Origin of the sequence: Streptomyces halobius, from assembly GCF_023277745.1 — a bacterium.
Taxonomy (GTDB): Bacteria; Actinomycetota; Actinomycetes; order Streptomycetales; family Streptomycetaceae; genus Streptomyces; species Streptomyces halobius.
On the sequence record NZ_CP086322.1, the window covers coordinates 5,709,215 to 5,735,816 of the forward strand.

At 72.5% G+C, this 26,602-nt stretch carries 22 protein-coding genes and 1 pseudogene; 5 read left to right on the forward strand and 18 right to left on the reverse strand.

Annotation, left to right across the window (positions count from 1 at the left end):
• Positions 1–199: 199 nt before the first annotated feature.
• The 4 genes from K9S39_RS25990 to K9S39_RS26005 all read right to left on the reverse strand — a co-directional run bounded on the left by K9S39_RS25990 (position 200) and on the right by K9S39_RS26005 (position 5,132).
• Positions 200–1,330 carry a P1 family peptidase gene (locus tag K9S39_RS25990; protein ID WP_248865721.1) on the reverse strand — a complete coding sequence of 377 codons (1,131 nt, stop codon included), beginning with the start codon at positions 1,328–1,330 and terminating at the stop codon, positions 200–202.
• Between the two features lies 1 nt (position 1,331).
• On the reverse strand, positions 1,332–2,153 hold the full coding sequence (locus K9S39_RS25995; RefSeq protein WP_248865722.1) for a L,D-transpeptidase family protein: 822 nt from the start codon (positions 2,151–2,153) through the stop codon (positions 1,332–1,334).
• Positions 2,154–2,616: 463 nt separating this feature from the next.
• Positions 2,617–3,780 carry a low temperature requirement protein A gene (locus K9S39_RS26000; RefSeq protein WP_248868967.1) on the reverse strand — a complete coding sequence of 388 codons (1,164 nt, stop codon included), beginning with the start codon at positions 3,778–3,780 and terminating at the stop codon, positions 2,617–2,619.
• A 320-nt stretch (positions 3,781–4,100) separates the two neighbouring features.
• Complete coding sequence (locus K9S39_RS26005; RefSeq protein ID WP_248865723.1) at positions 4,101–5,132, reverse strand: methyltransferase; 1,032 nt, start codon at positions 5,130–5,132, stop codon at positions 4,101–4,103.
• A gap of 230 nt (positions 5,133–5,362) precedes the next feature.
• Here K9S39_RS26005 and K9S39_RS26010 point away from each other — a divergent pair.
• Positions 5,363–6,331: pseudogene (locus K9S39_RS26010) on the forward strand (PP2C family protein-serine/threonine phosphatase); the annotation flags it as partial.
• A gap of 233 nt (positions 6,332–6,564) precedes the next feature.
• Here the strand turns inward: K9S39_RS26010 and K9S39_RS26015 are convergent.
• From K9S39_RS26015 to K9S39_RS26025, 3 genes are all read right to left on the reverse strand, one after another.
• Positions 6,565–7,779 (reverse strand): NAD(P)/FAD-dependent oxidoreductase, encoded by a 1,215-nt coding sequence (locus K9S39_RS26015; protein WP_248865724.1) that lies wholly within the window; start codon positions 7,777–7,779, stop codon positions 6,565–6,567.
• A gap of 164 nt (positions 7,780–7,943) precedes the next feature.
• On the reverse strand, positions 7,944–8,867 hold the full coding sequence (locus tag K9S39_RS26020) for a sulfite exporter TauE/SafE family protein (protein WP_248865725.1): 924 nt from the start codon (positions 8,865–8,867) through the stop codon (positions 7,944–7,946).
• Positions 8,852–9,652, reverse strand: a complete 801-nt coding sequence (locus tag K9S39_RS26025; RefSeq protein WP_248865726.1) for a GntR family transcriptional regulator — start codon at positions 9,650–9,652, stop codon at positions 8,852–8,854. The genes K9S39_RS26020 and K9S39_RS26025 overlap by 16 nt, the downstream gene beginning before the upstream one ends.
• A 396-nt stretch (positions 9,653–10,048) precedes the next feature.
• Here K9S39_RS26025 and K9S39_RS26030 point away from each other — a divergent pair, with 396 nt between their 5' ends.
• Both K9S39_RS26030 and K9S39_RS26035 read left to right on the forward strand, forming a co-directional pair.
• Positions 10,049–11,524, forward strand: a complete 1,476-nt coding sequence (locus tag K9S39_RS26030) for an MBL fold metallo-hydrolase (RefSeq protein WP_248865727.1) — start codon at positions 10,049–10,051, stop codon at positions 11,522–11,524.
• A gap of 197 nt (positions 11,525–11,721) precedes the next feature.
• Entirely contained in the window at positions 11,722–12,246 is a 525-nt protein-coding gene (locus tag K9S39_RS26035) for an AMP-binding protein (RefSeq protein WP_248865728.1), read from the forward strand.
• On the opposite strand, the gene K9S39_RS26040 is transcribed toward K9S39_RS26035, so the two are convergent.
• The 10 genes from K9S39_RS26040 to K9S39_RS26085 all read right to left on the reverse strand — a co-directional run bounded on the left by K9S39_RS26040 (position 12,197) and on the right by K9S39_RS26085 (position 24,228).
• Complete coding sequence (locus K9S39_RS26040; RefSeq protein ID WP_248868968.1) at positions 12,197–13,825, reverse strand: ABC transporter ATP-binding protein; 1,629 nt, start codon at positions 13,823–13,825, stop codon at positions 12,197–12,199. The genes K9S39_RS26035 and K9S39_RS26040 overlap by 50 nt on opposite strands.
• Before the next feature lie 170 nt (positions 13,826–13,995).
• Positions 13,996–14,910, reverse strand: coding sequence for an ABC transporter permease (locus K9S39_RS26045; protein ID WP_248868969.1), 915 nt, complete (start codon positions 14,908–14,910; stop codon positions 13,996–13,998).
• A 23-nt stretch (positions 14,911–14,933) separates the two neighbouring features.
• Entirely contained in the window at positions 14,934–15,887 is a 954-nt protein-coding gene (locus K9S39_RS26050) for an ABC transporter permease (protein ID WP_248868970.1), read from the reverse strand.
• Positions 15,888–15,943: 56 nt separating this feature from the next.
• Positions 15,944–17,560 carry an ABC transporter substrate-binding protein gene (locus K9S39_RS26055; RefSeq protein WP_248865729.1) on the reverse strand — a complete coding sequence of 539 codons (1,617 nt, stop codon included), beginning with the start codon at positions 17,558–17,560 and terminating at the stop codon, positions 15,944–15,946.
• A 30-nt stretch (positions 17,561–17,590) separates the two neighbouring features.
• Positions 17,591–18,550: a class I SAM-dependent DNA methyltransferase gene (locus K9S39_RS26060; RefSeq protein ID WP_248865730.1), complete on the reverse strand. Its 960-nt coding sequence runs from the start codon at positions 18,548–18,550 to the stop codon at positions 17,591–17,593.
• 10 nt (positions 18,551–18,560) lie between these two features.
• Complete coding sequence (locus K9S39_RS26065; RefSeq protein ID WP_248865731.1) at positions 18,561–19,841, reverse strand: MFS transporter; 1,281 nt, start codon at positions 19,839–19,841, stop codon at positions 18,561–18,563.
• Positions 19,825–20,940, reverse strand: a complete 1,116-nt coding sequence (locus tag K9S39_RS26070; protein ID WP_248865732.1) for a mandelate racemase/muconate lactonizing enzyme family protein — start codon at positions 20,938–20,940, stop codon at positions 19,825–19,827. Before K9S39_RS26070 ends, K9S39_RS26065 begins: the two co-directional genes overlap by 17 nt.
• On the reverse strand, positions 20,937–22,064 hold the full coding sequence (locus K9S39_RS26075) for a PLP-dependent cysteine synthase family protein (protein ID WP_248865733.1): 1,128 nt from the start codon (positions 22,062–22,064) through the stop codon (positions 20,937–20,939). The genes K9S39_RS26070 and K9S39_RS26075 overlap by 4 nt, the downstream gene beginning before the upstream one ends.
• On the reverse strand, positions 22,061–22,948 hold the full coding sequence (locus K9S39_RS26080) for a Rossmann-like domain-containing protein (protein WP_248865734.1): 888 nt from the start codon (positions 22,946–22,948) through the stop codon (positions 22,061–22,063). Before K9S39_RS26080 ends, K9S39_RS26075 begins: the two co-directional genes overlap by 4 nt.
• On the reverse strand, positions 22,945–24,228 hold the full coding sequence (locus K9S39_RS26085) for an ATP-grasp domain-containing protein (RefSeq protein ID WP_248865735.1): 1,284 nt from the start codon (positions 24,226–24,228) through the stop codon (positions 22,945–22,947). The genes K9S39_RS26080 and K9S39_RS26085 overlap by 4 nt, the downstream gene beginning before the upstream one ends.
• A 140-nt stretch (positions 24,229–24,368) precedes the next feature.
• On the opposite strand from K9S39_RS26085, the gene K9S39_RS26090 reads away from it, so the two are divergent.
• Complete coding sequence (locus K9S39_RS26090; RefSeq protein WP_248865736.1) at positions 24,369–25,931, forward strand: alpha/beta hydrolase; 1,563 nt, start codon at positions 24,369–24,371, stop codon at positions 25,929–25,931.
• A 12-nt stretch (positions 25,932–25,943) separates the two neighbouring features.
• Here the strand turns inward: K9S39_RS26090 and K9S39_RS26095 are convergent, their stop codons facing one another.
• A complete protein-coding gene (locus tag K9S39_RS26095; RefSeq protein WP_248865737.1) occupies positions 25,944–26,174 on the reverse strand; it encodes a hypothetical protein in 231 nt (76 codons plus the stop codon).
• Positions 26,175–26,347: 173 nt separating this feature from the next.
• Here K9S39_RS26095 and K9S39_RS26100 point away from each other — a divergent pair, with 173 nt between their 5' ends.
• Positions 26,348–26,575, forward strand: coding sequence for a hypothetical protein (locus tag K9S39_RS26100; protein WP_248865738.1), 228 nt, complete (start codon positions 26,348–26,350; stop codon positions 26,573–26,575).
• The last annotated feature ends 27 nt before the right edge of the window (positions 26,576–26,602 follow it).

Sequence of the window (26,602 nt, forward strand, 5' to 3'; positions counted from 1 at the left end):
GGGCGTCGGCGCGGGAGCCCGGCCGGGGACGATTCACCCGTACGGGCGCACCTCTACGGGCCCTGCCCAGCTCCCACGGGCCTCATCCGCTCCCCTGAGGGCCTCGCCCGTCTCCTACGGCCTTATTCGCCCCTACCGGCCTCGCCCGCTCCCCGCGGTCGCACCCGTCTCCCGCGGGCCTCATCCGCCCTTACGAGCCTCACCCGCCCCCGTAAAGCTCCCGATAGGACGGGAACAGACCCCCCGGCCCATCCACCGTCTCCGCCGCCAGGACGGCCTTCACCACCGCGCGGGCCAGCGCATCGGCCCCCGCGGCCAGAATGTCGTTCAGCGCGCCCGCCGCCGTATGCCCGCCGAACACCGGGTCGGCGAGTGCCTCTTCCGGAGCGAGCGGGCGGGCACCGGTGGACAGTGCGAAGACCGTGTCGCCGTCGGACAGGAGATGGACCGGGCGGACGGCGCGGGCCAGACCGTCGTGCGCGGTGCCCGCCAGCTTCCGCGCCTGCGCGCGGCTCAGGGCGGCGTCGGTGGCGACCACGGCGAGAACGGTGTTGAGCGGCGGCAGGACGGAGGACGCCAGACGGGCCAATGAGGTCTCCCTGGCCTCGGCCAGCCGCCGTTCCGCGGCCGCGTGCACAGCGGCGGACGGGAACGCGTCCGGGCCCTCGTGCAGCCGCCCGTAGAGGGCGCCGGTACGCGGATCGACGACCGAGCCGGAGGCATTGACCGCGGCCAGCGCGGCGACCGTGGCGCCCGACGGCAGCACCAGACTCGCCGTGCCGGTGCCGCCCTTGAGGCCGCCGGCCACCGCGCCCGTCCCGGCACCGGTATTGCCCTGCGCCACCGCCGCCCCCGGCTCGCTGCCCGCCGCGGCCTCGGTCGCCTCCCGGCCCAGCGCGGCGTCCGGACGGGCCCGCCACGCACCACCGCGCCCCAGGTCGAACAGGGCCGCGGCCGGCACGACCGGCACCACCTGCGCGGGATCCGGACCGACACGGAAGCCGCGCCCCCGCTCCTCCAGCCACCGCGCCACACCCGACGCGGCATCCAGCCCGAAAGCGCTGCCGCCGGTCAGCACGACCGCCTCGACGCGCGGGACGAGATTGCGCGGATCCAGCGCGTCCGTCTCCCGGGTGCCGGGCCCGCCGCCCCGTACGTCGACGGCCGCGACGGCGCCGCCCTCCGGGGCGAGGACGACGGTGGTGCCGGTGAGATAGCCGTCGCCGACGCGCGTGGCGTGCCCGACCCGCAGCCCGTGGACATCGGTCAACGCGTCGCGCGGGCCCGGAGCGTGCGGTGGGGCCGTCCCGCCCTGGGCAGCGTCGGCCATATCAGCGACCGGCCGGGCCCATCACGATGACCGGGTGCTGCGCCGGGTCGAGGGTGCGCAGCAGTTCCTTCATCACCTCGGGCTTGAGGCTCACACAGCCCTGGGTCGGCCCGTCGTGGTCGACATGCAGCCAGACCCCGCCGCCCCGCTCCGCCCCCAGCGGACGCTGCTGGTCCAGGGGGGAAGTGCCCGGCACCCGGTTGTAGTTGATGGCCATGACGTAATCGAAGGCGCCCTCCAGCGGCTCTCCCTCCACACCGGTGCCGTTGGCGACAAAGCTGCCGCTGTGGGTGTAGGGGAGCTTGGTGCCGGGCGGGGCGGGCAGCCGGCCGCCCGCGTCGGTGAGGGTGAAGACGCCCTCCGGGGAGCGGAGGTCGCCGTAGTGGTGCCGCTCGGTCCAGCCGTGGGCCGCGTTGTGCGCGGGCCAGGTGGGGCCCGGATGCCAGCTGCGGGAGCCCTTGGCGCGGGTGTAGAGCACGACCTGGGACTCGGAGGAGTCGCGGCTCTTGCCCGTGACGACCAATACCTGGCGGGAGTCGGCCGGTATCTGCTTCCGGACGGCGTCGCTGAGGTGCGGAATCGGTCGGTCCGCCCGAGGGGTGTCCGGTGCGCTGCGGCCGGAGCGGGCGGCGGACCGCTCCGAGGCGGCGGCCGCCCTGGGCGCGCCGTTCTTGGCGTCCGCCCGCCCGTCGTGGTCGTTGCCGGAGGCCGGCCAGGCCCACAGGGCGGTGCCGACCAGCGTGGTGACGGCGAGACCGCTCACGGCCTTGCTGCGCGCGGACAGTCTCTTGCGCGCACGGGGCTGTGCGTGGCGGGCGGCCATGCTGGCGTCTCCTCAGGTGCGGACGGTGGACGGCCCTTGGAGTCCCGTACGGAGTACCGCCGGTATAAAAAGGGCAATATGCACCCTACCGCGTTCCCACGGAAGCGCGTCCGCCGCATCCGGTGAAGAGTGGGGAACAAGAGAACGAAAAATCCGGGAAGCCGGGCCTCTGAGCGGAGAATTGGCGCCGAATTGACGGTGAATTGCTCGGGATTGGGGGAGGGGTTGTCCCGGTGAACAGGGCCCCGGGTGGCCCCATGGCAGCGGCCGAAGATGGCTGAAACTGATGCCGGTTCAGGGTGGTCGGGGGCGGCGTACGGCCATGCGGATGCTTAGGGGCCGCTCAGGGGACGCCGACCGCGTCCGGATAGGGTAACCGGCCGGAGGAGGGAGCTCGACCGGCGGGGGTGCTCGACGACACCCCCTGGCCCCGCCGCTACCCCTGGGGCTCCTGCTACGCCTGCTACTCCTGGTAATCCGGGTACTCCTGGAGAGCCATCCCCTGCCGGGCCGTCAGGGTGACACCGACCGTGACCGTCACGGCCGCCACCAGGCCGGCCGCCGGCACCGCCCAATCTCCGGCGAAGGTGCAGGCCAGCACCAGGACTGACGACACCGGCAGGACCAGCTGCTGGGCCAGTCCGCGCTTCTGGTGCCGGGAGTGGATCAGCCACACCGTGACCATGAACAGGGCGGCGGGCACCGTCACACACGCGGACGCCGCGAACGTCGACAGATGCGCCTTGCCGGACGCCTGCTCCACCGCGACCTCGATGCCCGCGCCGATCGCCGCCGCCGACCCGTACACCAGGTAGTGGCCGTAGCCCCACGCGAACGCCTGGCGGGTGGAGCGCAGATGCAGATGCACGGGGACCGCGAAGTAGATCCAGTACGCGGCGAAGACCAGCAGCAGGCCGCCGCCCGCGATCGGCAGCAGCGTGCTCAGCTCGTCGTTCTCGTCCAGCGCGGACTGCACGGCCACCGTGGCCGCCGCGACCGTCTCGCCCAGCACGATGATCGTGAACAGGCCGTACCGCTCGGCGATGTGATGCGGATGCCACGTCGTCTGCCGCGCCCGCTCCGCGATGGCCGGTACGGACAGCTCCAGCAGGACCATCACCACGAACACCCACGGGATGACTCCTTTGGGCACGAGCAACAGGGCCAGCCAGCCGACCTGGCAGACGCTCACGCCCGCCGCGTAGAGCAGAGCGGTACGCCGTTCGGCCCCCTCGCTCCCGTGTGCGGCCCGCAGCCACTGGGCGACCAGGGCCAGCCGCATCACCAGATACCCGAACCAGACGACGGAGAAGTCACTGGTGTCGAACGCACGCGGCACGCCCGCCGCCAGGATCAGCACGCCCGCGATCTGGATCAGGGTCACCACGCGGAACAGCGCATCGTCGGTGTCGTACGCCGAAGCGAACCAGGAGAAATTCATCCAGGCCCACCAGATGGCGAAGAAGAGCATGAGGTAGCCGGTGATGCCGTGCCCCGGATGCCCTTCGGTCAGCGCGTGTACCAGCTGGCGGCCGGCCTGGGCGACCGCCACGACGAAGCACAGATCGAAGAAGAGCTCCAGCGGGGTGGCGCTGCGGTGCGCCTCGTCGGGGCTGCGCGCCCGCATCCGGACCACTGCGCCAGCTCCTCTCCGGCCTCGGGCGGAGCGCGCGTACCGCGCGGTCGACGCCGTCCGTCAGGTGGCATCAGTACAGCGCGGGGCGGGCACGGCCGCCAGCGGTGGGGCGAAGGGCGGCGCGTCGGGGTGGGGTGGGGGAGGGCGGCGTGTGGTGTCGAGTGGGAGGCCGGGGGGCCAAGGGGCCCGGTCGAGGGGACCGTTCCCCGTGCCTGGTCGAGCCGACCGTCCCCCCGTGCCCGGTCGAGGGACAGTCCCCTCCACAAGGTGTGATCGCCCCCACTCGGCTACTCAGCTGCCCAGCTATTCGGCTACTCGGCAACCGCCTCCACGATCGACGGAGAGGCCGCCGTCGGCAGCACCCGGGTCAGCCGGAAGCCGCCGGCCGACAGCAGCGTCGCGAACTCCTCCGCGCTGCGCTCCTGCCCGTCCAGGACGGACATCATGGCGACATCCATCGTCTTCCCGAAGTGCGGCGCGTTTCCCGGCGGCAGTACGCAGTCGATGACCAGCAGCCGGCTGCCCTTCACCATCGCTCGGTGGCAGCTGCGCAGAATGTCCCGGCAGGCGTCGTCCCGCCAGTCGTGCAGCACATGCTTGAGGACGTAGACATCGCCGCCCTCCGGGACCGACGTGAAGAAGTCGCCCTCCTGAGTGCGCCAGCGCCCCTTCAGCTCGTCATCGCCCAGCACATGGTGGGCCAGCGCCGGCGCCTGCTCGAAGAGCACCCCGGTCAGCTCCGGATGGCGGCGGAGTGCGGCGCGCAGCAGCCCGCCGCGGCCGCCGCCGACGTCCACGACCGTGCCCCGCTCGGGGAAGCGGTACGCGGCGACCACGGCATCGTCCACCGCGACGGACAGCGACGCCATTCCGCTGTCGAAGAGATCGCGCTTGGCCGGATGTGACATCAGATGCTCGAAGAGCGGCGCCCCGAAGAGCCGCTCGAAGGGCGCGCCGCCCTCCCGTACGGTCTCGGCCATGACCGCCGAGGTCCGCACGAACAGCTCGTCGGTGATCATCATGATGGCCGGGTGCAGCGAGTCGGGGGCGTCGGTCCGCAGCGCCCTGGCGGCCGGCGTCAGGGTGAAGGCGCCCGCCGCGTCCTCGTGGAAGACGCCGCGCGCGGCGAGATAGCGCAGCACCCGGCGCAGATGCGGTGCGTGGGTGTCGGTCGCGACGGCCAGCTGCTCGGGCGTCCGCGGGCCCTCGGAGAGGAGGTCGGCTATGCGGTACTGGGCCGCGGTGCGCAGTGCGGCGGAGAACAGGTGGCCCATGGCCTGGTCCATCAGATGGGCCGCGAGGTCGCCGGGCTCGCCGGTGGGTTGGAAGGGTGAAGTCGCCAACGTCGGCCTCCGGTCGTGTACTTGGGCGGGTTGATCCACGGTCGCAGCAGTGCGCTCCGGTGTCACGGGAATAACGGTGACCAACCGCGAAGTCCGGCCAGGGGGAGGGGCGGGGCAGGGGGGTGGCCCTCTGGGGACGCGGTGTGCCTTCCTGATGGGGCCGGCTCCGGCCCGGCCCCGGGGAGGGGCAGGGCATGGGGCGGCCCAGTCGTCGCAGTCGGCGGACGGGGCCGGTCGTGCGGCTACGGAGCCGCTGCTACGGAGCTGCGGGTGAGGTGTGCGAGCTGACGCCGGGCCTGGCGGCCGAGGCGGTCACCGCGTACTGGGCGCAGGTCGAGGCCGACATCGCCGCCCGCCGGGATCTGGCCGCCTTCCTCGTCGACCAGCTGTCCAGAAGGGACAAGGCCATGCCCGGACACCACACTTCAGCCACTCCTTTGACGATGCGTTGTGCGGCGCCGACCGATCGGGGGCTGGTCCGCCCGGCCAACCAGGACGTGGTGTACGCCGGACCACGGCTGCTCGCCGTGGCCGACGGCTACGGTCCGAGCGGTGCCCAGGCCGCAGCCGCCGCGATAGCGGAGCTGACGTCCTCGGACGACATGGACCTGTCCTCCCGGGACCTCCTCACCACCTTGGAGGACGCGGCCGAACGCGCCAACCGCGCAGCCCCGTCCCAGGCGGACGGAGCCGAGACGGGGAACACCCCCAGCGCGGGCAGTGCACCCGGCACGGGCAGCGCGCCCACTACGGGCAGCACACTCACCGCGCTGCTTCGCTCCGGCTCGCAGCTGGCCCTGCTGCACATCGGTGACTCGCGCGCCTACGTCCTGCGTGACTCCGGCCTCTTCCGGATCACCCACGACCACAGCGTCGTCCAATCACTGATCGACGAGGGCCGGCTCACGCCCGAGGAGGCACCGTCCCACCCGCAGCGCGCGCTGCTGCTGCGTGCGCTCGACGGCGGTGACGAGTTCTCCCCCGATCTCCAGCTGCTGGAGGCGCACCCGGGCGAGCGCTATCTGCTGTGCACCGACGGGCTGTACGGGGTGGTGCCGACCGACACGATCAAGGAGGCCCTGACAACGGCCCCGGATCCCGGGCACGCCGTACGCGACCTGGCCGCCCTCGCACATGAGGCGGGGGCGCCGGACAACGTGGGGTGTGTGGTGGGGGATGTGGTGGGGGTGGAGGCTTAGGGGCTTGGACCCTTAGGGGGTGACCCTTGAGGGTGGTGGGAACCCTCTTGCAGAGCCCTGCCCGTGGTGGCGGGCGGTCAAGCCACCGGGCCCGGGCGTTCGGCTCGGCTAGCGCGCCCAGCCTGGTGTTCGGTGGCGAGCGCCGGGCCCGGTGTTCGGTGGCGCGCCGGGCCCGGTGGGTCGGTTCGGGCCAGGCACGGTGGATCGGCCGGGCCCAGGCTCCGTGGACCCCGTTATGCCAGCCCCTTCAGCATCCCCTTGAAGTAGAGCTGCGGCAGTCCGTAGCGCTTGAGGAGCCACATGTCGGTGCGTTCCCGCGTGGTGTCGATGAAGGGGATCGACGGGGTGGGCCGCAGGTCGTAGTCGAACTCGGCGAGCAGCATCTTGTGCCGGGCGGTGACCAGGGGGCAGGACGTGTAGCCGTCGTAGCGGGCGGCCGCGGGGCGCCCGCGCAGCCCGGAGAGGAGGTTGGTGACGACTACGGGGGCTTGTTTGCGGATCGCGGCACCCGTCTTGGACGTGGGGAGGTTGGCGACATCGCCGAGGGCGAACACGTCCGGGAAATACGGGTGTTGGAGGATGACGCGGTCCACCTTGACGTACCCGTAAGGCGAGTCGGGGTCGGCGAGCGGGCCGTCGGCGAGCCACTCGGGGGCGCGCTGCGGCGGCACCGCGTGCAGCAGGTCGTAGCGGACGGTCTCGGTCTTGCCGGTGGCGTGATCGGCGATCACCGCCTCGCGTGCCGCGCCGTCGAGACCGGTCATCTCGGAGCGCAGCCGCACCTCGATGCCGTACCTCCGGGCCGTATCCTCCAGCGTCCGGTTGAAGACCGGCACCTTGAAGAGGGCGGGTTCGGGGATGACCAGGATGATGCGGATGGCGTCCAGGACGCCGCGCTTGCGCCAGTGGTCGGCTGCCAGGTACGCGATCTTCTGCGGGGCGCCGCCGCATTTCACCGGACCGGACGGCATGGTGAAGACGGCGGTGCCGCGTCGCATGCGACGGATCAAGTCCCAGGTGAGCGGGGCAAGATCGGGGCGGTAGTTGCTGGTGACGCCGTCGTGGCCGAGCGCCGTGGCCAGGCCGGGCAGGCCGTCCCAGTCGAGCCGTAGCCCGGGCGCGAGAACCAGCCGCCTGTAGGACAGCACCCGCCCGGACGCGGTGGTGACCCTGCGCGCGTCGGGATCGACGGCGGTGGCGCGTTCACGCAGCCAGCGCACGCCGGGCGGGATGACGTCCGCCTCCGTGCGCAGCGAGGCGCGCAGCGGGGCCTGGCCGCCGCCCACCAGTGTCCATAACGGCTGGTACCAGTGCGTTTCGGACGGCTCCAGCAGCGCGATGTCCCGGACACCGGCCCGGCGTAACCGGGCGGCGACCGTGATGCCCGCGGTGCCGCCGCCGATGATCAGGATCTGGTGGTGGGAGGGGGGTGTGGGTGTGGTGGCCATGGGGTCCTCCTGGGGGTGGGGTGGGTGGGGTGACGGGTGACGGGTGACGGGTGACGGGTGACGGGGTGGTCGGGTGGACAGGTGGTCGGGTGGATGGGGTGTCGGGTGGGGGGCTGGTGCCAGGGGGCTTGCGGGTCTCAGGGATGGGTGCTCAGGGATGCGGGTCAGAGCCGTGGAATGGCGGCGGCGGCCATCGTGACGGCGAGGATGGTGATCAGGGAGGCGAAGGCGGTGGTCAGGGTCTGCGAGGGCAGGCGGGTGGTGAGGCGGTTGCCGAGGTAGCTGCCGATTGCCGCGCAGGTGGCGAGGCCGGTCAGCAGTGGCCAGTCCAGGGTTCCCGTTCCTGCCCGGGTGGCCAGTGACGTAAGGCAGTTGATGAGGATGACGAGCAGTGAGGTGCCGACCGCGACCGGCATCTCCAAGCCCAGGACTAGGGTGAGCGCCGGCACGACGACGAAGCCGCCGCCGACGCCGAAGAAGCCGGTCAGCAGTCCGACGGCGGTGGCGGCCGCGGCGATGCGAAGGGGGTGGGGGTTACGGCGTGGGGCCCCGCCCCGCACGGCTTCCGTGGCCGGCTCGCCTGAGTCCCCTATGGGGTGGGCAGTCGCTCCGCCCGCATCCCCGTCCGCTGAGGCACCGACCGGCGATTCAGCGGTGTCCCGTACGTCGGTGCCCCGTAAGGCAGTGTCCCGTAAGGCGGCCGCCTTCGCCGTACGCCGTTCCCGCACGGTTCGCGACATCAGCGCCACCGCCACCACAAGCATCAGCCCCGCGAACGCCGTCATCAGCACCGTCGGGTCCAGGGCAGCGCTCCAGCGGGAGCCGACATACGTCCCCGTCGTGCCCAGGGCACCGAAGGCCGCGCCGGACGCCCAGCGGACCCGGCCCGCGCGGGCGTGGCAGGCCAGGCCCGTGACGGCGCCGACCGCGACCACCACCAGCGCGCCCGCGGTCGCTTCGTGCGGCGACTGGCCCAGCAGATAGACCAGGGCCGGCACGGCCAGGATCGAGCCGCCCCCGCCGAGCGCGCCCAGCAACAGCCCGATCAGCAGCCCGCACGGCAACGCCGCGGCTAGGACGACGGACACGCGGCACGGGGTGCGAGGGCGACCGCCCGGCTGTTGTCGGACCACTCGGCGACGAAGGTGAACCGGTCGCCGCGCACCACCGTCTCCCGCCACTCCACCGGCCGTCCGCCGGCCCGGCCGAGCCGTTCGATGGCGAACGCCGCCTCCCGGTCGGCCAGTCCCAGCAGCCATGCCTGCCGGATGTCCGGCAGGAACGGGTGGATGCGCTCCCGGCCGCCGGTGACCTTCACCCCGCAGCGGCGCGTCAGCTCCCCGTAGAGCGAGGTGTGCCCGAAGTCCGCCTCCAGCAGCGGTTCGGCGATCTCGGCGGGCAGATACGCGGTGTCGTGGGCGAGCGGTTCGCCGTTCGCGAGCCGCAGCCGCTCCAGCACGATCAGCGGGGCGTCCGGGACCAGCCCCAGCTGCCCGGCGATGGTGCCGTCCGCCGTCCGCTCCAGCCGCAGCACCTCGCTGCGCTGCTCCACACCCTGGCCCTCCAGCTCGCGGAACAGGCTGTAGAGCGAGCCGAGCGGCTGCTGTATGCGTCGGGTGTCGAGCCGGCTGGCGCGGCCGCGTTCGGCGATCACCAGGCCGTCGGCGCGCAGCTTGCGCAGCGCCTCGCGGACGGTGTGCCGACTGACCTCGTACTCGACGGTGAGCCGGTGCTCGGCCGGGAACTCCTCGGTGAACGCGTCGGCTTCCATCCGGCGGCGCAGATCGTCGAAGAGCTGGGCCCACAGGGGCATCGGCGAGCGTCGGTCCAGGGGGCGCGGTCCGTGCTCGCCGTCCGGCGGCTCGGTCGTCATGTCGGTTCCTCCGCGAACGTACGGGGTGGGGAGCGGGCGGGTGGGCGGCGTCAAGGGGTGGGCGGTCGGCGTCAAGGGGCGCGGAGCGGGAGGCGCGTGGAATGCGTTGTGAAATGCGTGCGGAATGTGCACGGACTTCGCGCCGCCACCTCACCGGACCTCGCCCGGACAGCGCCGGACCTTGCCAGGACATCGCGGACAACGCGCAGACGCCGCCGGACAACGCCCGGACATCACCCGGACTTGTCGCCTCCCAACTCGGCTCCTACTGTACCTATCTAATGTACGTACATCCGTGCATCTGCACAACGCACCCTTCCCGTAGGGGCCTTAGGGGCACGCGACCCGCCGCCCCACCCCGAACGGGTCCGCGTACCCCACCCCTGGAGGCCGACCGTGCACTTCGCGCAGCACTACCTCGACTGCCTGTCCCAGGCGTCGTATCTGATCGGCGACAAGACCACCGGGCGGGCCGTCCTCATCGACCCGCGCCGCGACATCGACGACTACCTGCGCGAGGCGGACGCGACCGGCCTGCGCATCGAGCTCGTCATCGAGACGCACATTCACGCCGACTTTCTCTCCGGCCATCTCGAAATGGCGCGGGCGACCGGCGCCACCATCGCCTTCGGCGAGGCCGCCGAAACCGGCTTCCCCATACGCCGGTTACGGGACGGCGAGCGCATCTCCCTCGGCGCCGAGGGGGGCGGGGCCACACTCACCGTCCTCGCCACCCCCGGCCACACCCTTGAGTCCATCTGTCTGGTCGTCCATGAACACCCGGATGACGTCGTTCCGTTCGGCGTGCTGACCGGCGACACCCTCTTCGTCGGCGATGTCGGACGCCCCGACCTGCTCTCCTCCGCCGGTCACACCCCGCACGACATGGCCGTACGCCTGCACCGCTCCCTGCACACCAAACTGCTGACCCTCCCGGACGCGACCCGGGTCTTTCCCGCACACGGTGCCGGCTCGGCCTGTGGCCGCAGCCTCTCCACCGAGACCAGCTCCACCATCGGCGACCAGCGTCGCCTCAACTACGCCCTGCAGCCCATGCCGGAGGCCGATTTCGTCCGCCTGGTCACCGCGGACCAGCCCGCCACGCCCGGCTACTTCGCACACGACGCGGCCCTCAACCGCGACGGCCACCCCCTACGGGAAACCGACCCGCTCCCGGCCCTCACCCTCGAAGAGGCGATCACCGCCCGCGACGAACAGGGCGCCGTCCTCCTCGACTGCCGCCCCCTGGCCGCCTACACGCAGGCCCATCTCACCGGGTCCTTGCATACGAGCCTGGATACCCGGTTCGCGGAGTACGCGGGGAGTGTGGTGGCCTCGGGCACCCCGATCGTGCTCATCGCCGACCCGGGGAAGGAGGACGAGGCGCGCCTCCGCCTCGCCCGTATCGGCTACGACCATGTCCTGGGCCATCTCGCCGACCCGGCCACGACGCTGGCCCACGAGGCCGCGCTGACGTCCAGCAGCCGGCGTATGGGGGTCGATGAGCTTCCTTGCGTCGATGAGCTTCCTTGCCGGGGCGGTGAGTCGGCGGCGGACCGGAAGGTGACGGAAGGCGGGCGGGCGGTGGACAGCGGCCAGTCGACGGACCTCGGCCAGTGGGCGGGCCTCGGCCAGCTGGTGGACGTACGCAATCCCGCCGAGTACGCGGCGGGCGCTCTTCCCGGTGCCCGCAATATCCCCCTGGCCACCCTCCCCGACCAGATCGCGCAGCTGGATCCACACCGACCCGTCGTCCTGTACTGCCGCAGCGGCAACCGGTCGGTGATCGCGGCGGCGCTGCTGGAGGCGCGGGGGTTCGGGGACGTGCGGGATGTGGTGGGTGGTTATGAGGCGGTGCGGGTGTCGGGGTGAAAGGGGGCCTCGGGGAGGGGCGCCGGTGTCGGGACAACGGAGAATGAGAGCGCGTAGGAGCGCGAAGGTTGGGAATACGCCCTGGAGGGCAGCGCGAACCCGTACAACGGACGTTCAACGATCGTTGATCGCTGATCTACACCCTGATCCGCATGTTGCGCAGTGTGACCTCAGAGCATGCAGACGATGACCGGCAAGTGCAAGAGCCGGAGGAGTCGCGGATCGCCCTCACCTGGTCCGGGGAGCCGGGCCGGATGGAGGAGCTGACCTACGGCATGCTCCTCGATCAGGCCGATCGGGCCGCCGTCGCGCTCACTCGCCTCGGGGTGCGGACCGGTGACAAGGTCGCGGTGCATCTGCCGCTAGTGCCCGAGTCGGTGATAGCCACCCTCGCGTGCGGCCGGCTGGGAGCGATACGCAGCACACTGCCGGTCTCGCTGACCGTGCCCGAACTGGTCGCGCGAACGGGGGAGTCGGAGGCGCGGGTGCTGATCACTGCGGACGCGGCGTTCTGGGACGGCGCGATACGGCCCGTGAAGGCGCGACTGGACCACGCCCTGGCACGGGCCAGATCGTCCGATGGCGCAGGGGACCGGACGGTCCTGGTGGTGAACCGGTGCGCGCGGCCCGTGTCCTGGACACCGGGCCGCGACCGGTGGTGGCACGAGGTGCTCAGCGCGGGGCAAATCCCCCTCGGGCCGCAGCCACCAGCGCGCTGGTGAAGGGGTGTGTGGGCGAGGTCAGTACGTGTCCCGCCGGGCCGGATTCCACGATCGTGCCGCCGTCGAGCACCGCGACCTTGTCCGCCAGTGCTTCCGCCGTGTCCAGATCGTGGGTGATCAGCAGCAGGCTGGGGGCGGAAGGCCGCCGTAGGAGGTTGGCGAGGAGTTCTACGATTCCGCGGCGGGTTACCGAGTCCAGTCCTGAGGTGATCTCGTCGCAGACGAGCAGACGGGGCTGGGGCAGCAACCCCCTTGCCAGCGCGGCCCGTTGGAGCTCGCCGCCGGAGAGACGGCTGGGGAGTTGGCCACCCAGCTCCGGGCCCAGGCCGACCTGGGCGAAGGCCGTGCGCGCCTCCTCCAGCGCTTGGTCTGTCGGCACGGCCCGTAGGCGTACTGCCGTGCGCGCGGCCTGCGCCAGCACCGTCCGGTGCTCGTCGAACGCGGCCCGCGCGTCCTGGAACACGTACTGCACCGCGGCGACCTGCGCCGTCGTACGCGCCCGGATGCTGCCCGGAAGGTCCGCCCCGTCCAGTGTCACCGAGCCGTCCCAGTCGCGATGGAGGCCGGCAACACACCGCCCGAGTGTGGTTTTCCCGCTTCCGGAGCGGCCGACGATGGCCAGGCACGCTCCGGCGGACACGTCCAACTCGACATCCCGCAGGGCAGTTGCCGCGCCGTGCGCGCTGGAGCGGGAGGGGTAGCGGGCGGCGGTGATGTGGATGCAGGTGTGGGGCTGCGGCTGGGTGTGGGTGGTGGTGTGGGTGGTGGTGTGGGTGGTGGTGCCGGGGGCTGCCTTGGGAGAGTTCGTTGCCTCGTCGGGGCTGGTCGGGCTGGTCGGGGGGCGCGGGCTACTCGGGTTGGTAGGGCCGGTGGGTGCTGGTTCCGTGAGGAGTTCTCGGGTCCAGGGGTGGGAGGGCGTCGCGAGCACCTGTCCGGCCGGGCCTGATTCCACCACTCGGCCGTCGTGCAACACCACTACTTCATCGGCCAGTTCGCGCACGACGTCCAGATCGTGGCTCAGCAGGACGAGGGCGATGCCCTGGCGCGCCACCCGGTCCAGTTCCGCCACGATGAGGCGCTTCGTCACGGCGTCCTGGCCAGTTGTGGGCTCGTCGGCGACGATTACTCGGGCGCCCAGGAGTAGGGCCTGGGCCAATACGACGCGCTGCTGCTGGCCACCCGAGAGCTGATGCGGGTAGCGACGCAACAGGGCCTCGCCCTCCGCACCTTCGGGGAGCTGGGCCTGGGCGAGGACTTCCAGGACGCGGGCGCGCGCTGTCCGACGGCGTTCTCGACGGCGGAGTCCGGGAAGCTGCGACCGTGCGATGTCATGGAGCAGCGCGCCGACTCGCCGGGCGGGGTTGAGGACGGCGGCCGGATGCTGCGGTATGTAGCCGACGGGGCCGTCGCCCGTCACCCGCACCTGGCCCTCGACGTGCGCGCCCGGGGGGTACTCGCCCATGAGGGCCAGCCCCGTGGTGGTCTTGCCGCTGCCGGACGCGCCGACCAGCGCGGTGACCGAGCCGGCGCGGGCGGTCAGGGAGATGTCGTGGAGGATGCGGCGGCCGGATATGTCCATGCGGAGGCCGGAGATGGCTGCTGCGGCGGGGGGTGGTGCGGTGGCAGTGGCAGAAGCAGTAGCGGCATCCGTTGCTTCGGCGGCGTCCGTGGCCGTGGTTGCTCCCACGTCCGCACTCAGGTCCGCGTCCGCGTCCGCACTCGCGTCCGCGGCCGTCTCCGTGTTCGCGTTCACCGGGAGGTCGGTCCCTTCGTCTTACGAGGACGGGTGAGGAGAGCGGTGGTGGTGGCAGTGGCGACGGCCCTGCGCGGTCGCCGTCCCGCCAGGCCCGCGTCGCTGAGCAGGTTGGTGCCCGTCGACAGGCCGACGATCAGCAGGGCGGGCACCACCACCGCCCACGGCTGCACGAACAGGCCGGTGCGGTTGCGGTCGACCATCACCGCCCAGTCCGCCGCGTCCGGGGCGACGCCGACGCCGAGGAACGCCGCGGTGGCGACGAGGTAGAGCACTCCGGTCATCCGTACGCCCGCGTCGGCGGCGAGGGTGCGCAGACAGCACCGGGCCACATAGCCGACGGCGATACGCCACCACCCCTCGCCCTGCATCCGCAGTGCCTCCACCGCAGGCCGGGCGGCCGCCTCGGCCGCGCTCGCCCGGACGATGCGGGCCGTGTCCGGCACATTGACCAGGGCCACCAGCACCGCCAGCCCGGCCGCGCCCGGCGCGAACACCGTCGCCACCAGCAGCACCATCAGCAGCGACGGCACCGCCAGGAGGACGTCCAATGGGCGCATCAGCAGCTCCTCCAGCCAGGCGCGGTGGGTGAGCGCGGCGGTGAACGCCGGGGGCAGCGCGAGCACATAGGCCAGAGCCGTCGCGGCGAGGGCGATGACCACCACCGAGCGGCCGCCGAGCAGTACGTGGCGCAAGACGTCCTGACCGGCGAAGTCGGTGCCGAGCGGATGCCCGTCGGCTGTGGTGAACGAGGCCGCTCGGGGGCCGGGCGGCCCGGTCAGCAGCGGTCCCAGAAAGGCGAGGAGGAGCGGGACGGCGAGCAGCAGCGCCCCGAGGACGAACCGGCCGGGGAGACGCGGGAGGCGACGGGGGAGGAGCCGACGGGGGAGCACGCGGCCGACGTGGTTCATGCGGTTGATGCGGTTGAGGATGCTCATGCGGCCACTCCCGTCCGTGGTGCGAGACGGTGTGCGACCAGGTCCGCCCCGAGGTTGAGGACGACCGTGACCAGGCCGAACACCACCGCCAGGCCCTGCACCACCGGCAGATCGCGGGCCCTGACCGCGTCCAGCAGAACCGTGCCGAGGCCGGGGACGACGAACAGCGCCTCGACGACGATGACGCCGCCGAGCAGCCAGTCGACGGTGCGGGCCAGCTGCTGGGTGGCGGGGGCGATGGCGTTGGGCAGCGCGTGCGCGTAGCGGATCCGGGCCGGGCCGATGCCGTAGCGGCGGGCCTGTGCGACGTACGGGGACGACAGCGCATCGATCATGCCGGCCCGTACGAGGCGGCTGATGGAGCACACCGGGCGGGCCAGCAGCACCGCCACCGGCAGGACCAGCGCTGCCGGATGGGCGAGCAGATCGGTGCCGTAGCCGACGGCGGTGGGCGGCAGCCAGCCGAGGCGGAGCGCGAAGACGAAGACCAGCAGTACACCGAAGGCGAATTCGGGGACGGCGTAGACGCCGAGCGTGACGGAGCTGATGAGGCGGTCGGTACGGCCGCCCTCGCGGCGCGCGGCCAGCATCCCGAGGCCGGTGCCGACCGGTACCAGCAGGGTCACGGTGAGCACGGCGAGGAGGAGTGTGGGGGCCAGCCCCTCGGCCAGATAGCCGGTCACCGGGCGGTCGGTGACCAGTGAGCGGCCCAGGTCGCCGTGCAGCAGCGCACCGGCCCAGTGCACCAGCCGCTCGTACGGGGGCCGGTCCAGCTGCATGCTCTCGCGGATCGCGGCGATCCGGGCCGGGTCGGGCTGGTCGCCGGCGAGGGCGACGGCGGCATCGCCCGGCAGCGCCTCGGTGAGGACGAAGACGAGGACGACGACGGCGGCGATCTGCCCGGCACCCAGGAGCAGCCGCCGCAGGACGAACGACCGCAGGCCCCCTATACGGGGCAGGACGAAGGAGCGCGGCCCGCCGATACGGGACAGGCCCCTGCGGCGCCTCACGCCAGCCAGACCTTGTCGAAACGGGCCCAGTCAAGGGAGTTGGCGGGGGCCTTGTGCGCCACGCCCCGCACATTCTTCGCCGTGCCGACGATCCAGTCCGCGAACCCCCACACCAAAAAGCCGCCCTCCGCGTAGAGCCGGCGCTGCATCCGCCCGTAGAGCGCGGTCCGCTCGGCGCGGTCGGCCGTGGACTGTGCCTGCTGGTAGAGCGCGTCGAAATCCTTGTGCTGCCACTTGGTGGCGTTGGTGGTGGAGTTGGTCAGCAGCCGCTGGGAAAGGTGCATTTCGATGGGCATGGCGCCGGAGCGGTACGAGCAGAGGGTGCCGGAGTCGAGGATGTCGCTCCAGTAGCTGTCCGGGTTGTGGTTCTGCACCGTGATCGTCACCCCGGCCTTGGCCGCCTGGTCGCGGAAGATTCCGGCCGCCTCGATGAAGCCGGAGGCGACATCGGAGGTGTCGAGCGTGACCTTCAGGTGCTCCGCACCGGCCTGTTTCAGCAGGGCGCGTGCGCGGTCCAGGTCCTGCTCGCGCTGCGGCAGCCCGTCCGCGTAGTACGCGTAGCCCTTGCCGAACAGATCGTTGCCGACCTCTCCGGCGCCGGACAGCGCGCCGCGCACCAGCTCCTCACGGTCCGCGATCAGGAAGAACGCCTCGCGGACCCGTTTGTCGTCGAACGGCGGCCGGTCGGTCTTCATCGCGAACGCCTGCATCGCGCTGTTCTTCAGCCGGACGATCCGCACCCGCCCGCTGCTCTCGTGGGCGCGCGCCGTGGTCGGGCTGAGCTCGTGTGCGTACTCGACCTGCCCGCCGAGCAGCGCGTTGATCCGGGCGGACTCCTCGTTGGCGGCCACGAACTCCAGCTGGTCGAGGTGCGGGGCGCCGTCCCAGTAGTCGTCGAAGCGCCGCAGCACGGTGGACTCGCCGGGGGAGAAGGAGACGAGACGGAAGGGGCCGGAGCCGACCGGTTCGGCGAACGATTCCATTCCCTCGGGGACGATATACGCGCCGAACGCCGCCAGGATGTCGGGGAATTCGGCGGTCGGCCGCTTCAGCCGGAATTCGATGGTGCGCTTGTCGACGGCTCGGCTCGCCTTGAGGTCGATGGGTTCCAGGTCGGCCTTGGAGCGGAACGCCTTCTTCGGGTTAGTGATACGGCGGTAGCTGAACAGGACGTCGGCGGCGGTGACCGGCTTGCCGTTGTGGAAGGCGGCCTCGCGCAGGGTCACCGTCCAGCGGTCCAGCTCCTTGTTGGGCTGCCACTTCGCGGCGAGGCGGGGGCGCGGTGTCAGATCGGCGTCGAAGTCCGCGAGCTTGTCGAACAGCGCCTTGGCGCGGGCCGCGTCGGAGAAGAGGCTGGCCAGGTGCGGGTCGAGGGTCTCGTTGGCCCCGCCGCCGGCGAACGCGGCCCGCAGCGTGCCGCCGCGCTGTGGCTTGCCTCCGTCGCCACTGGACGCGTCCTCGGACGTGCCGCCCGAGCCGCAGCCCGCGAGGGCCAGTGCGCCCAGCGCGGCAGCGCCCGAGGCGCCGGCCAGGAAGCCGCGGCGGCGCAGGCCGGGCGGGACGGCGGAATCCGGGGCGGGGGCGGGCAGGTCTTCTCGCATGTCAGCTGTCATGGCGGCAACTCCTGGGAAGGGGGCGGTGTTCTAAGGGGTGGAGGTCAGGCGTGCGACGACATGCAGACGGTCGCCGTCGGTCCGGTCGCCGGGCGTGTCGCCCTCCTGCCAGCGGGGCTCGGTACGCGGCCCCGGCCCGTCGTACAGCGAGAGGACGGTGAAGCCATGTGCGGTGAGGAAACGCCGCAGCTCCAGCGGGAGCAGAAGTCGCCATGCAGAGCGCTGCTCCACTGGCGCGGTCCGGTCGTCGGAGCTCCACACCCTGCTGCGGCGCAGCAGCTGAGCCGTCCGGTCGACCCACAGCGTGGTCCGGGAGCGACAGACCGTCCCCCGCCACTCGAACGCGTTCTCCGCCGGCGCGTCCAGCAGGTCGGTACGGCCCAGGAAATACGCGCCGTTGCGCATCTCGGCGATCAGCAGGCCGCCCGGTTCCAGGGCCCGGCGGCAGGAGTCCAGCAGCCCGTCGAGCTCGTCGTTGGTGTGGCAGTACAGCAGGGAGCTGTCCAGGCAGACGATCGCGTCGAAGGCGCGCGCACCGAGATCGAAGCGGCGCAGGTCGGCGCGGGTGTAGGCAGGGCCGGGGTGGTGCCGTCGGGCGTGTGTGAGCATCGCGCCGGAGAGGTCAGCGCCCACCACCTGGCGGCCCGCCGCCTGCAGCCGCGCCGCGTCCCGGCCGGTGCCGCAGCCCAGGTCGAGCACCCGCCGCCCGGCGCCGAGGCGCCGCAGTGTGTCCTCGGCCCAGCGGGCGGCCAGCCCCTCGGCGTCGGGGAACCGCGCCTCGTACAGCTCGGGGTGGTCGGTGAGCAGGTTTCCCTCAACGGCTATGCCAAGGGCGGGTGTTGAATTGGCGGGAGTTGAATTGGTGGGGGTCGGTTCTGTGGGGGTCGGTTCGGTGCAAGTGGGATTGATGGGTGTTGGGTCGGTACGAGCCGGGTCGGTGGGAGTCGGATTGGTACGAGCCGGGTCGGTGGGAGTTGGATTGGTCGTCATCTCTGGCCTCTTATGCGCTCTTCGCCTTCACGGTCGACGCGGGCGTGCCCGGGTCGGGCGTACGCTCCGGCAGCGCGCCCAGCCGCCGCAGCCGCCAAACCCCCGCCGCCGAAACCAGCCCGAAGGCGACGCAGCACGCCCAAGGCAGCCACTTGGCCCCGCGCGCCCCGCCGGCATCCATCGCCCAGCCCACCACCGTGTTCCCCGCGGCGGCCGCCAGCCCGGACACGACGTAGAAGACGCCGAAGTACGTACCGGTCAGCTCGGCGCGGCCGAAGGCCGGGATCAGCTCCATCACGAACGGCTGGGCGATCATCACGCCGAGGTAGAGCAGCAGTGCCCCCGCCAGCACCGGCAGCAGCGCGACGACCGCCGCGCCGGTTCCGTCCGGGTGGCCGCCGCCCGCCACCGCCATCGGCGGGATGAACGCCAGCCCCATCAAGGCCAGTCCGACAGCGACCCAACGACCGCGGCTGCCCCGTTCCTTGAGCCTCCGGGTCAGCCGCAGCTGAAGCGTCAGATTGGCGAGCGTCCCGGTCAGGAACACGATCCCGGCCGCGCCCGCCCAGCCGGTCGCCTCCCGCGCCCCGTCGGGCAGCAGCAGATACAGCTGGTTCTCCATGGTGAACATGCCGACCATGGCCAGCGCGAACGCCAGGAACGCCCGGTTGCGGAGCACTTCGCGCCAGTCGCCGAGCACACTGGATGTCGCCGGCGGCACCTCGCGTACGGGGAGGACGACCGCCTGGGCGACGGTCAGCAGCGCGAAGATCGCCGCCGCGGTGACCGCCGAGGCCCGGAAGTCGACGAGCAGCAGCGCACTGCCCAGCAGCGGGCCGATCAGCGCCCCGGTCGTCGCGAAGACGTTGAACAGCGCGAACGCCTCCGCCTTCCGGCCGCCCGCCTCCTGCGCCAGGTAGGCCCGTACGGCCGGGTTGAACAGGGCTCCGGCCAGCCCGCTGAGCACGGACGCGGCGAGCAGCACCGGCAGTCCGTCGCCGAGCGCGAACAGCGCGAAGCCCAGGGTCCGCAGCGCACATCCGGCGATGATCACGCGACGGGCGCCGAGCCGGTCGGCGGCCGAACCGCCGATGAGGAACAGCCCTTGCTGACTGAGGTTGCGTACGCCCAGCACGATCCCGACGACCGCCGCCGACATCCCCAGGTCGTCGCTCATGTGCGTGGCCAGATAGGGGATGAGCAGATAGAAGCCGGTGTTCACGCCGAGCTGGTTGACCAGCAGCAGGCGGATCGCGAGCGGGAACTCCCGCATCTCACGCCAGGTCTGCACGTCGGAGCCTTTCGGAGGGGACGGTCATGGTGGAGGCGGCGGTCGCTGCCGGGGAGCCGCCGGTGCTGGGCCGGATGCCGAGTCCCAGCCGGTCGTCGGCGCGTACGGTGCCGTCGGCGCCGCCGATGCCCGTCCACGGGTCGCGGGAGAGCAGCAGATGCCCGTCCAGGTCGACCCAGCGGGCCCGGTCGGCGAGATGGACGGCGGGTGCGATGCCGAGGGTGCTGGCGGTCAGACAGCCGAGCATCAGGTCCGTACCGCTGCCGGCCAGCAACTCCGCGATCCGCAGCGCCGCATGGACCCCGCCGCACTTGGCGAGCTTGACGTTGACGCCCTGCACCCGTCCGGCCAGCCGCCGCGCGTCCTCGTACGAGACGGCGTCCTCGTCGGCGATGAGCGGCAGCGGCGAGCCGGCGGCCAGCGCGGCCAGCGCCTCCGGGCTTCCGGGGGCGAGGGGCTGTTCGACGGCCTCGACGCCCAGCTCGGCATACCGGGGCAGCAGCTGTTCGGCCTGTGCGACGCTCCAGGCGCCGTTCGGGTCGAGCAACACCCGGGCGTGCGGGGCGTATTCACGGATCACCCGTATCCGTGCCAGGTCCTCCTCGGGATCGGCGGCGCCCGCCTTGGCCTTGATGAGGGTGAAACCGGCCTCGGCGAGACTGTGCGCGAGGACCGCGGCGCGCTCCGGGGTGGTGATCCCGATGGTGCGGGCGGTCGCGGCGGACGGCGGGGTGAGCGACCCCAGCAGCTGGTGGACGGCGGCCCCGGCGCGCTTGCCGACAAGGTCGAGCAGCGCCGACTCGACCGCGGCGGTCACCGCGGGCGGCGTACCGGGCCCGGCCAGCTCACCCGCGCGCAGGGCGCCCAGCGCGGTCTCCGGGTCGCCGCACCGTTCGACCGCGGCCGCGGCGTCGCGCAGCAGCCGCACCAGCGTCCGGGCGTCCAGCCCGAAGAAGGCGCTGGCCACCACCTCGCCGTGGCCGCGCAGCCCGCCTTTCTCGACACTGATCCAGACCGCGTCGCGGGCCGCCATCGTGCTGCGCGAGATCCGCAGCGGCTCGGCGAGTTCGAGGCGCGTGGTACGCACGGTGGTCTTCATGCGGGGGCCTCCTGTGGGGGGTGTGGTGAAGCGGGTTCGGCGGGTGTTCCGGTGTCGCACGGGTCCACGACGGTCGTGCAGCGGGTCCAGCCGGTCGCCTCCGCCGCGCCGGGGTGCGGGATCTCGACGGGGCGGGTGCGCGCCGCCGCGCAGTCCACCCCGTGCACCGTGGTGAAGTCGTCGTCGAAGACGGTGGACAGATAGCGGTGCGGCCCGTCGGGGAACACCGTCGCGACGACCGCGCCGGGCTGCGTCCGGGCCGCCCAGGCAGCGACCAGCGCGGCGGCCCCGGTGCTCCAGCCGCCGCTGACAAAGCTCGTACGGGCCAGCCGCCGGCAGGCGTCCGCGGACTCGGCCGGGCCGACCCAGTGCACCTCGTCGAACGCCGCATAGGCCACATTGCGCGGATGAATGCTGCTGCCCAGGCCGCGCATCAGCCGGGGCCTGGCCGGCTGCCCGAAGATCGTCGAGCCGGTGGCGTCCACCCCGATCAGCCGCAGCGCGGGCCAGCGGCGGCGCAGCGGCGCCACGATGCCCGCGCTGTGCCCACCGGTGCCGACGCTGCACACCAGGACGTCCAGCCGCGGCAGTTCGGCGGACAGCTCACCGGCGAGCGAGGCGTAACCGGCGGTGTTGTCGGGGTTGTTGTACTGGTCGGGCCAGTACGCACCGGGCAGCCCGTCGAGCAGTTCGCGCAGCCGGGCCAGCCGCGCCGCCTGCCAGCCGCCGTGCTCCGCCGGACGGTCGACGAGTTCGAGGCGCGCCCCGTAGGCCCGCAGCAGCCGCCGCATCGACGGCTCCAGCTCGATGTCACCGACCAGCACGACGGGGTGGCCCAGCGCCTGCCCGGCGAACGCGAGACCGATGCCGAGGGTGCCGGACGTGGACTCCACCACCGGCGCACCGGGCCGCAGTTCACCGCGCTCACGGGCGCCGAGCAGCATGGACACCGCCGCGCGGGCCTTCATCCCGCCGACGCCGTGCCCTTCGAGCTTGGCCCAGAACCCGGGGTGCGGGCCGGGCAGATCGCCGCTGATCCTGGCCAGCGGGGTACGCCCCAGCAGTGCCAGCAGGCCGGCATCGGCGTCGCGTGCACCCAGTTCCCCGGCTTCCGCGGTGATCATCGGGCGGCTCCGTGGCGGTCTGCGTAGTGGTGGATGGTGCCGGGCCCGCCGTCCAGCCAGAAGAACGGATACGGCTCGGCGCACACGGCGTGCACGCCCGCCCCCAGGAAGCGGGGCAGCACCGCGCTGCCGGTCTGCGCGAACAGCACCAGCGGCCGCCCGTCGGCCGCGGCCCGTGCGCGCAGCGGCTCGAAGGTCCCGTTGCCGAGCGTCATCCCGGAGGCGAGCACCGCGTCACAGCGCCCCAGTGCGGCCAGCGCATCGGTCTCCACCGGCTCGCCCCACTCCGTCTCACCGCCCTTGAGATCGCACGGCAGATACCGCAGACCCCGCGAACGCAGCTCCTCCAAAAGAGAGTTGACGACACCCACGACCAGCACCCGGCCGCCGGGCGGCAGCCCGCAGCCGTCCAGCAGCTCCACCACGGCGCGCGCCCGCGCCCGGGACTTCTCCAGCGACGACCCGGCGGGCAGCGCCACGGGCCGCGCGCCGTGCTCGGGCGTGTGCGGCGCGATATGCATCAGATACGCGTCGAGGGCGGCGATCCGCACCACCTGGAGCGGGTGCCCGAGCAGCGTGGCCACGTCCGCGCCGACCGCCTCCTCGACGGCGCCCGCCGGCAGCGCACCGGGCTCGGCGGCACATGACCCTACGGCCGCGCCGAGGCGCAGGCTGAGCACCTCATTGCGATAGCCGCTGCCCCGCCCGTCGTGGCGTACGGCCTGGCTGGTGGCGAAGGCGGTGGAGACGCGAAGACCTCGGGGATCCGGCCCCAACACGCCCTCTCGTACGCCCTGTTGGAGGGAATCGAGAGTCTTCCAGCCGGTGAGGCGGGCCGATACCTGCGGGGCCGGGGCTGCCTCGGCCCGTATGAGAGGGGTCATCGGGCCGCCACCACCCGCGGCCGCACCGCGCCGAGCAGCTCCGCGACGCGCTCCCGTGCCGAGCCGTTCTCGTTGCCGGCAGCCATGATGTGGCCCAGGTAGCCGTTGTTGTCGGCGACGGGCCGCACCCGTGCCCCCGGTGCGGCGAGCCGCGCCTCCAGTACGCCGGGCAGCGCCGCCAGCTCCTCCGCGGTATCCAGCCCCGCGGCGGTGTCGTACCCCTCCAGCACACCGTCGTCGGGACCGGGCGGCAGCAGAAAGCCGATCGCGGCGCTGCCCACGCCCGTCGGACGGGAGGCCAGGTCGGGTTCGCGCCCCAGGGCGAGGTCCACGCAGGCGCCGGCCAGGTCGATACCGGTGACATGCCGGACGAGTTCGGTGATGCGGTTGCCCGCCGGGCGCGGGTTGACCTCGACGACCCGTGGTCCGTCGGCGGTGAGCTTGATCTCGGTATGGGCGACGACACCGTCCAGGCCGAGGCCGGCGAGGGCCGCGAGCGCGGTCTCCACGGCGGCAGCCGTCTCATCGGCGCCCAGCGGAGCGGGGAACACATGGCCGGTCTCGACGAACCCGGGCGCACCGCCCACACTCTTGTCGGTGACACCGACCACCTGCGTACGCCCGTCGAACGACACCGTCTCGACGCTGACTTCGGGCCCGTCCAGCAGCTCCTCCAACAGGACGGTGGAGGAGCGCAGCTGGCCACGCGCATTGACCGGAAAGGCGCTCAGAGCGCGGTGGGCCTCCGCCAGCTGCTTCTCGTCGTCGACGCGCCGTACGAACATCCCCGCACATAGATCCACCGGCTTGAACACCAGCGGATAGCCGATCTCGTTCGCCGCGACCGCCGCCGCGGCGAAGCCGTCACAGACCGCGAAGCGCGGGCCCGGGGCCCCGGCCGCCCCCAGGATGCGGCGGGTCTCGTCCTTGCGACAGGCCGCGGTGACGGACCGCGCGGTGGGGCCCGGCAGGCCCAGGTGCCCGGCGATCTCGGCCACCGCCGGCAGGTAGTAGTCGCAGGAACTCAGCACCCCGTCGAAGCCCAACACCTCGTGCAACCCGGCTGCTTGGGGCAGCAGCGAGGGCAGGTCGTTGGTGTCGGCGGTGATGACGTTACGGGCGCCGAGCAGTGGATGCTCCGCCCCCTCGGGCGCGGACCGCAGGTAGTGGTGCAGATCGCGGGTCAGGAACGTGAACGTGTGCCCGGCCTCGGCGATTGCGCGTGGCAACAGCCGGCTCATCGACCCGACCCAGCTCTCGACCATCAACAGATGCCCCATGACTCCTCATCCCGCGCCGCGCTGACGGATCCGGGCAGGCCGGGATTGCCCCGGGAGCCGCGGACCCACGTTGACCGAAGCCATACGATATCGATAATCATTTTCATTGTCATGCCGGATCGTGCCCTGATGGAGCCCCCATGCCCTCCCCACGCCCCCGACCTCCCCTGACACCCCCGTCCGCACCACGCCGGCCCATACGCCGAACCACACTGCTCTGCCTGGCACTTGCCGCAGCACTCACCACGGCCATCCCACTCCCGGCGACCTCCTACGCGGCGGCCACCCCATCCCTGGACTTCGGCCCCTGTCCCGCCTCCGTGCCGGCCCCCGCCCCGCCCGCCCACGTCGAATGCGGCTCACTCGCCGTACCCCTCGACCACGACCGCCCCCACGGCGAACGGATACACCTCGCCGTCTCCCGCGTCCGGGCCGCCGGAACCCCGTCCGAGCACCGCGGCGTCCTCCTGGTCAACCCCGGCGGACCCGGCGGCTCCGGACTCGGCTACGCCGTCACCAAGCGCGCCAAACTCCCCGAACCCGTACGCCGCGCGTACGACATCATCGGCTTTGACCCCCGCGGCACCGGCCGCAGCGCCCCCGCCAACTGCGGCCCCATGGGCGGCCTCTTCAACACCCCCGGCCCCGACCCGGTCCCGCGCGACAGCCCCGCGGAACGCGCCTTTCTGGACGGGCTTCGCCAACTCGCCGCCGACTGTGCCGAAGGCGTCGGCACCGCACTGCCCCACCTCTCCACCGTGCAGACCGCACACGACATGGACACCCTGCGCGCCGCCCTCGGCGAACCCACCATCGGCTTCCTCGGCGTCAGTTACGGCAGCTACCTCGGCGCCGCCTACGCCGCCGCCCACCCCCATCGCGTCGGCAAGATGGTCCTGGACAGCGTCGTCGGCCCCTGGGACTGGCACGACTTCGACGTCCGGCAGGCCCGCGCACTCCTACGGCAGCGCGACGACCTCTTCCGTTGGCTGGCCCGCGACCCCGCCCGCTACGGCCTCGGAGCCACCCCGCAGGCCGTCCGCGCCTCGTACACACGCGTACGCAACGGACTCGCCGCCCACCCCGCTGGCCGGACCCCCACCCGGACGGACTCTGACGGAGGCTTCGGTCCCGCCGAATTCGACCGCGCCGTCTACCGCGCCCTCGGACGGACCGAACGGTGGGCGGGCCTCGGCGACGGGCTGCGCCGCTATCTCCGCGACGGCTCCGCCGACGGGCTGCGCCCGGACGAGGACTTCGCCGGTCCCGCGTCACGGACCTACGAAGCCGCCAACCGCACCGTCAAATGCGCCGACGGCCCCGGCCCCCGGCCCGCCCGGGTCCTCACCGACATCCGGGCACTGCGCCGGCTCGACCCGCTGCCCGTACTCACCGGCCTGGAAGCCGACGCCTGCGCCTACTGGAAGCGGCAGCCCGAACAACGCACCCCACTCGGCAGCCCCCAGGCACCCCCGGTCCTGCTCGTCGCCTCCGACCACGACCCCATCACCCCCATCGAGGGCGCCCACGCCCTGCGCCGCACGCTGCCGGGCTCACGACTGATCACGCTGCACAACGACTACTCACACGGCGTCTTCGCCAGCCGGGGGAACGCCTGCGTGGACGACACGGTGGCGAAGTACCTCCTCGACGGGGTCGTACCGACGGGGGATGTGGGGTGTGCGGGGGCGGGGGTGCCGTAGCGCGGGGCCGCCTCAGCTGCCACGGCTCATCCACAGCGGGGCTCGCCAGGCGCGTCTCACCATGTTCGGCGGGACGAGCCACTCGGCGCCCCCGCCTTCGGGCCACAGGAACGCCGTAGGGCGCTTGCGGCGCTCGTTCGGAGGGGCACCGGGGTCCTCATAGTCCTTGATCACATCGCGAGGGATGCCGACGTGTCCAGAGGCGTCTTCCACTCGCTTGCCGATGTCCGCCCGCCTGATCACCAGTGCCCCTCCGGACGGCGCCGCACGTAGACGTTGCAGTCGGACACCGTGGTCACCCGCCCTGCCGGGGGCTCCCCCCCCCGCCCCCGCCCCTCCCCACCACCCCCCCGTAGCTCGCCCCCCGTCGCCCCGCCCCCACCCGCACGCCACCCGGTCACCCGTACCCTGAAGTCGTGAGCACCACCCCCGATCCCGAAGCGGCCCCGGCTTCCCAGACGCCGCAGGTCAAGCCCGTCGCGCGCCCTGCCCCGTCGCCGGCCGCCCTGATCTTCGACGACCCGCTGAACCAGCAGTCCTCGGACGACACCGACCGCGGCTGGGGCGAGCGCCCCACGGCCGGCACGGACAGCGCCGCCGACCTGGCCCGTTTCCTCGACGAAAAACCGCCTCACCACCTCTGAGCGAGGCGATGAGGCGGCGTATGCCGG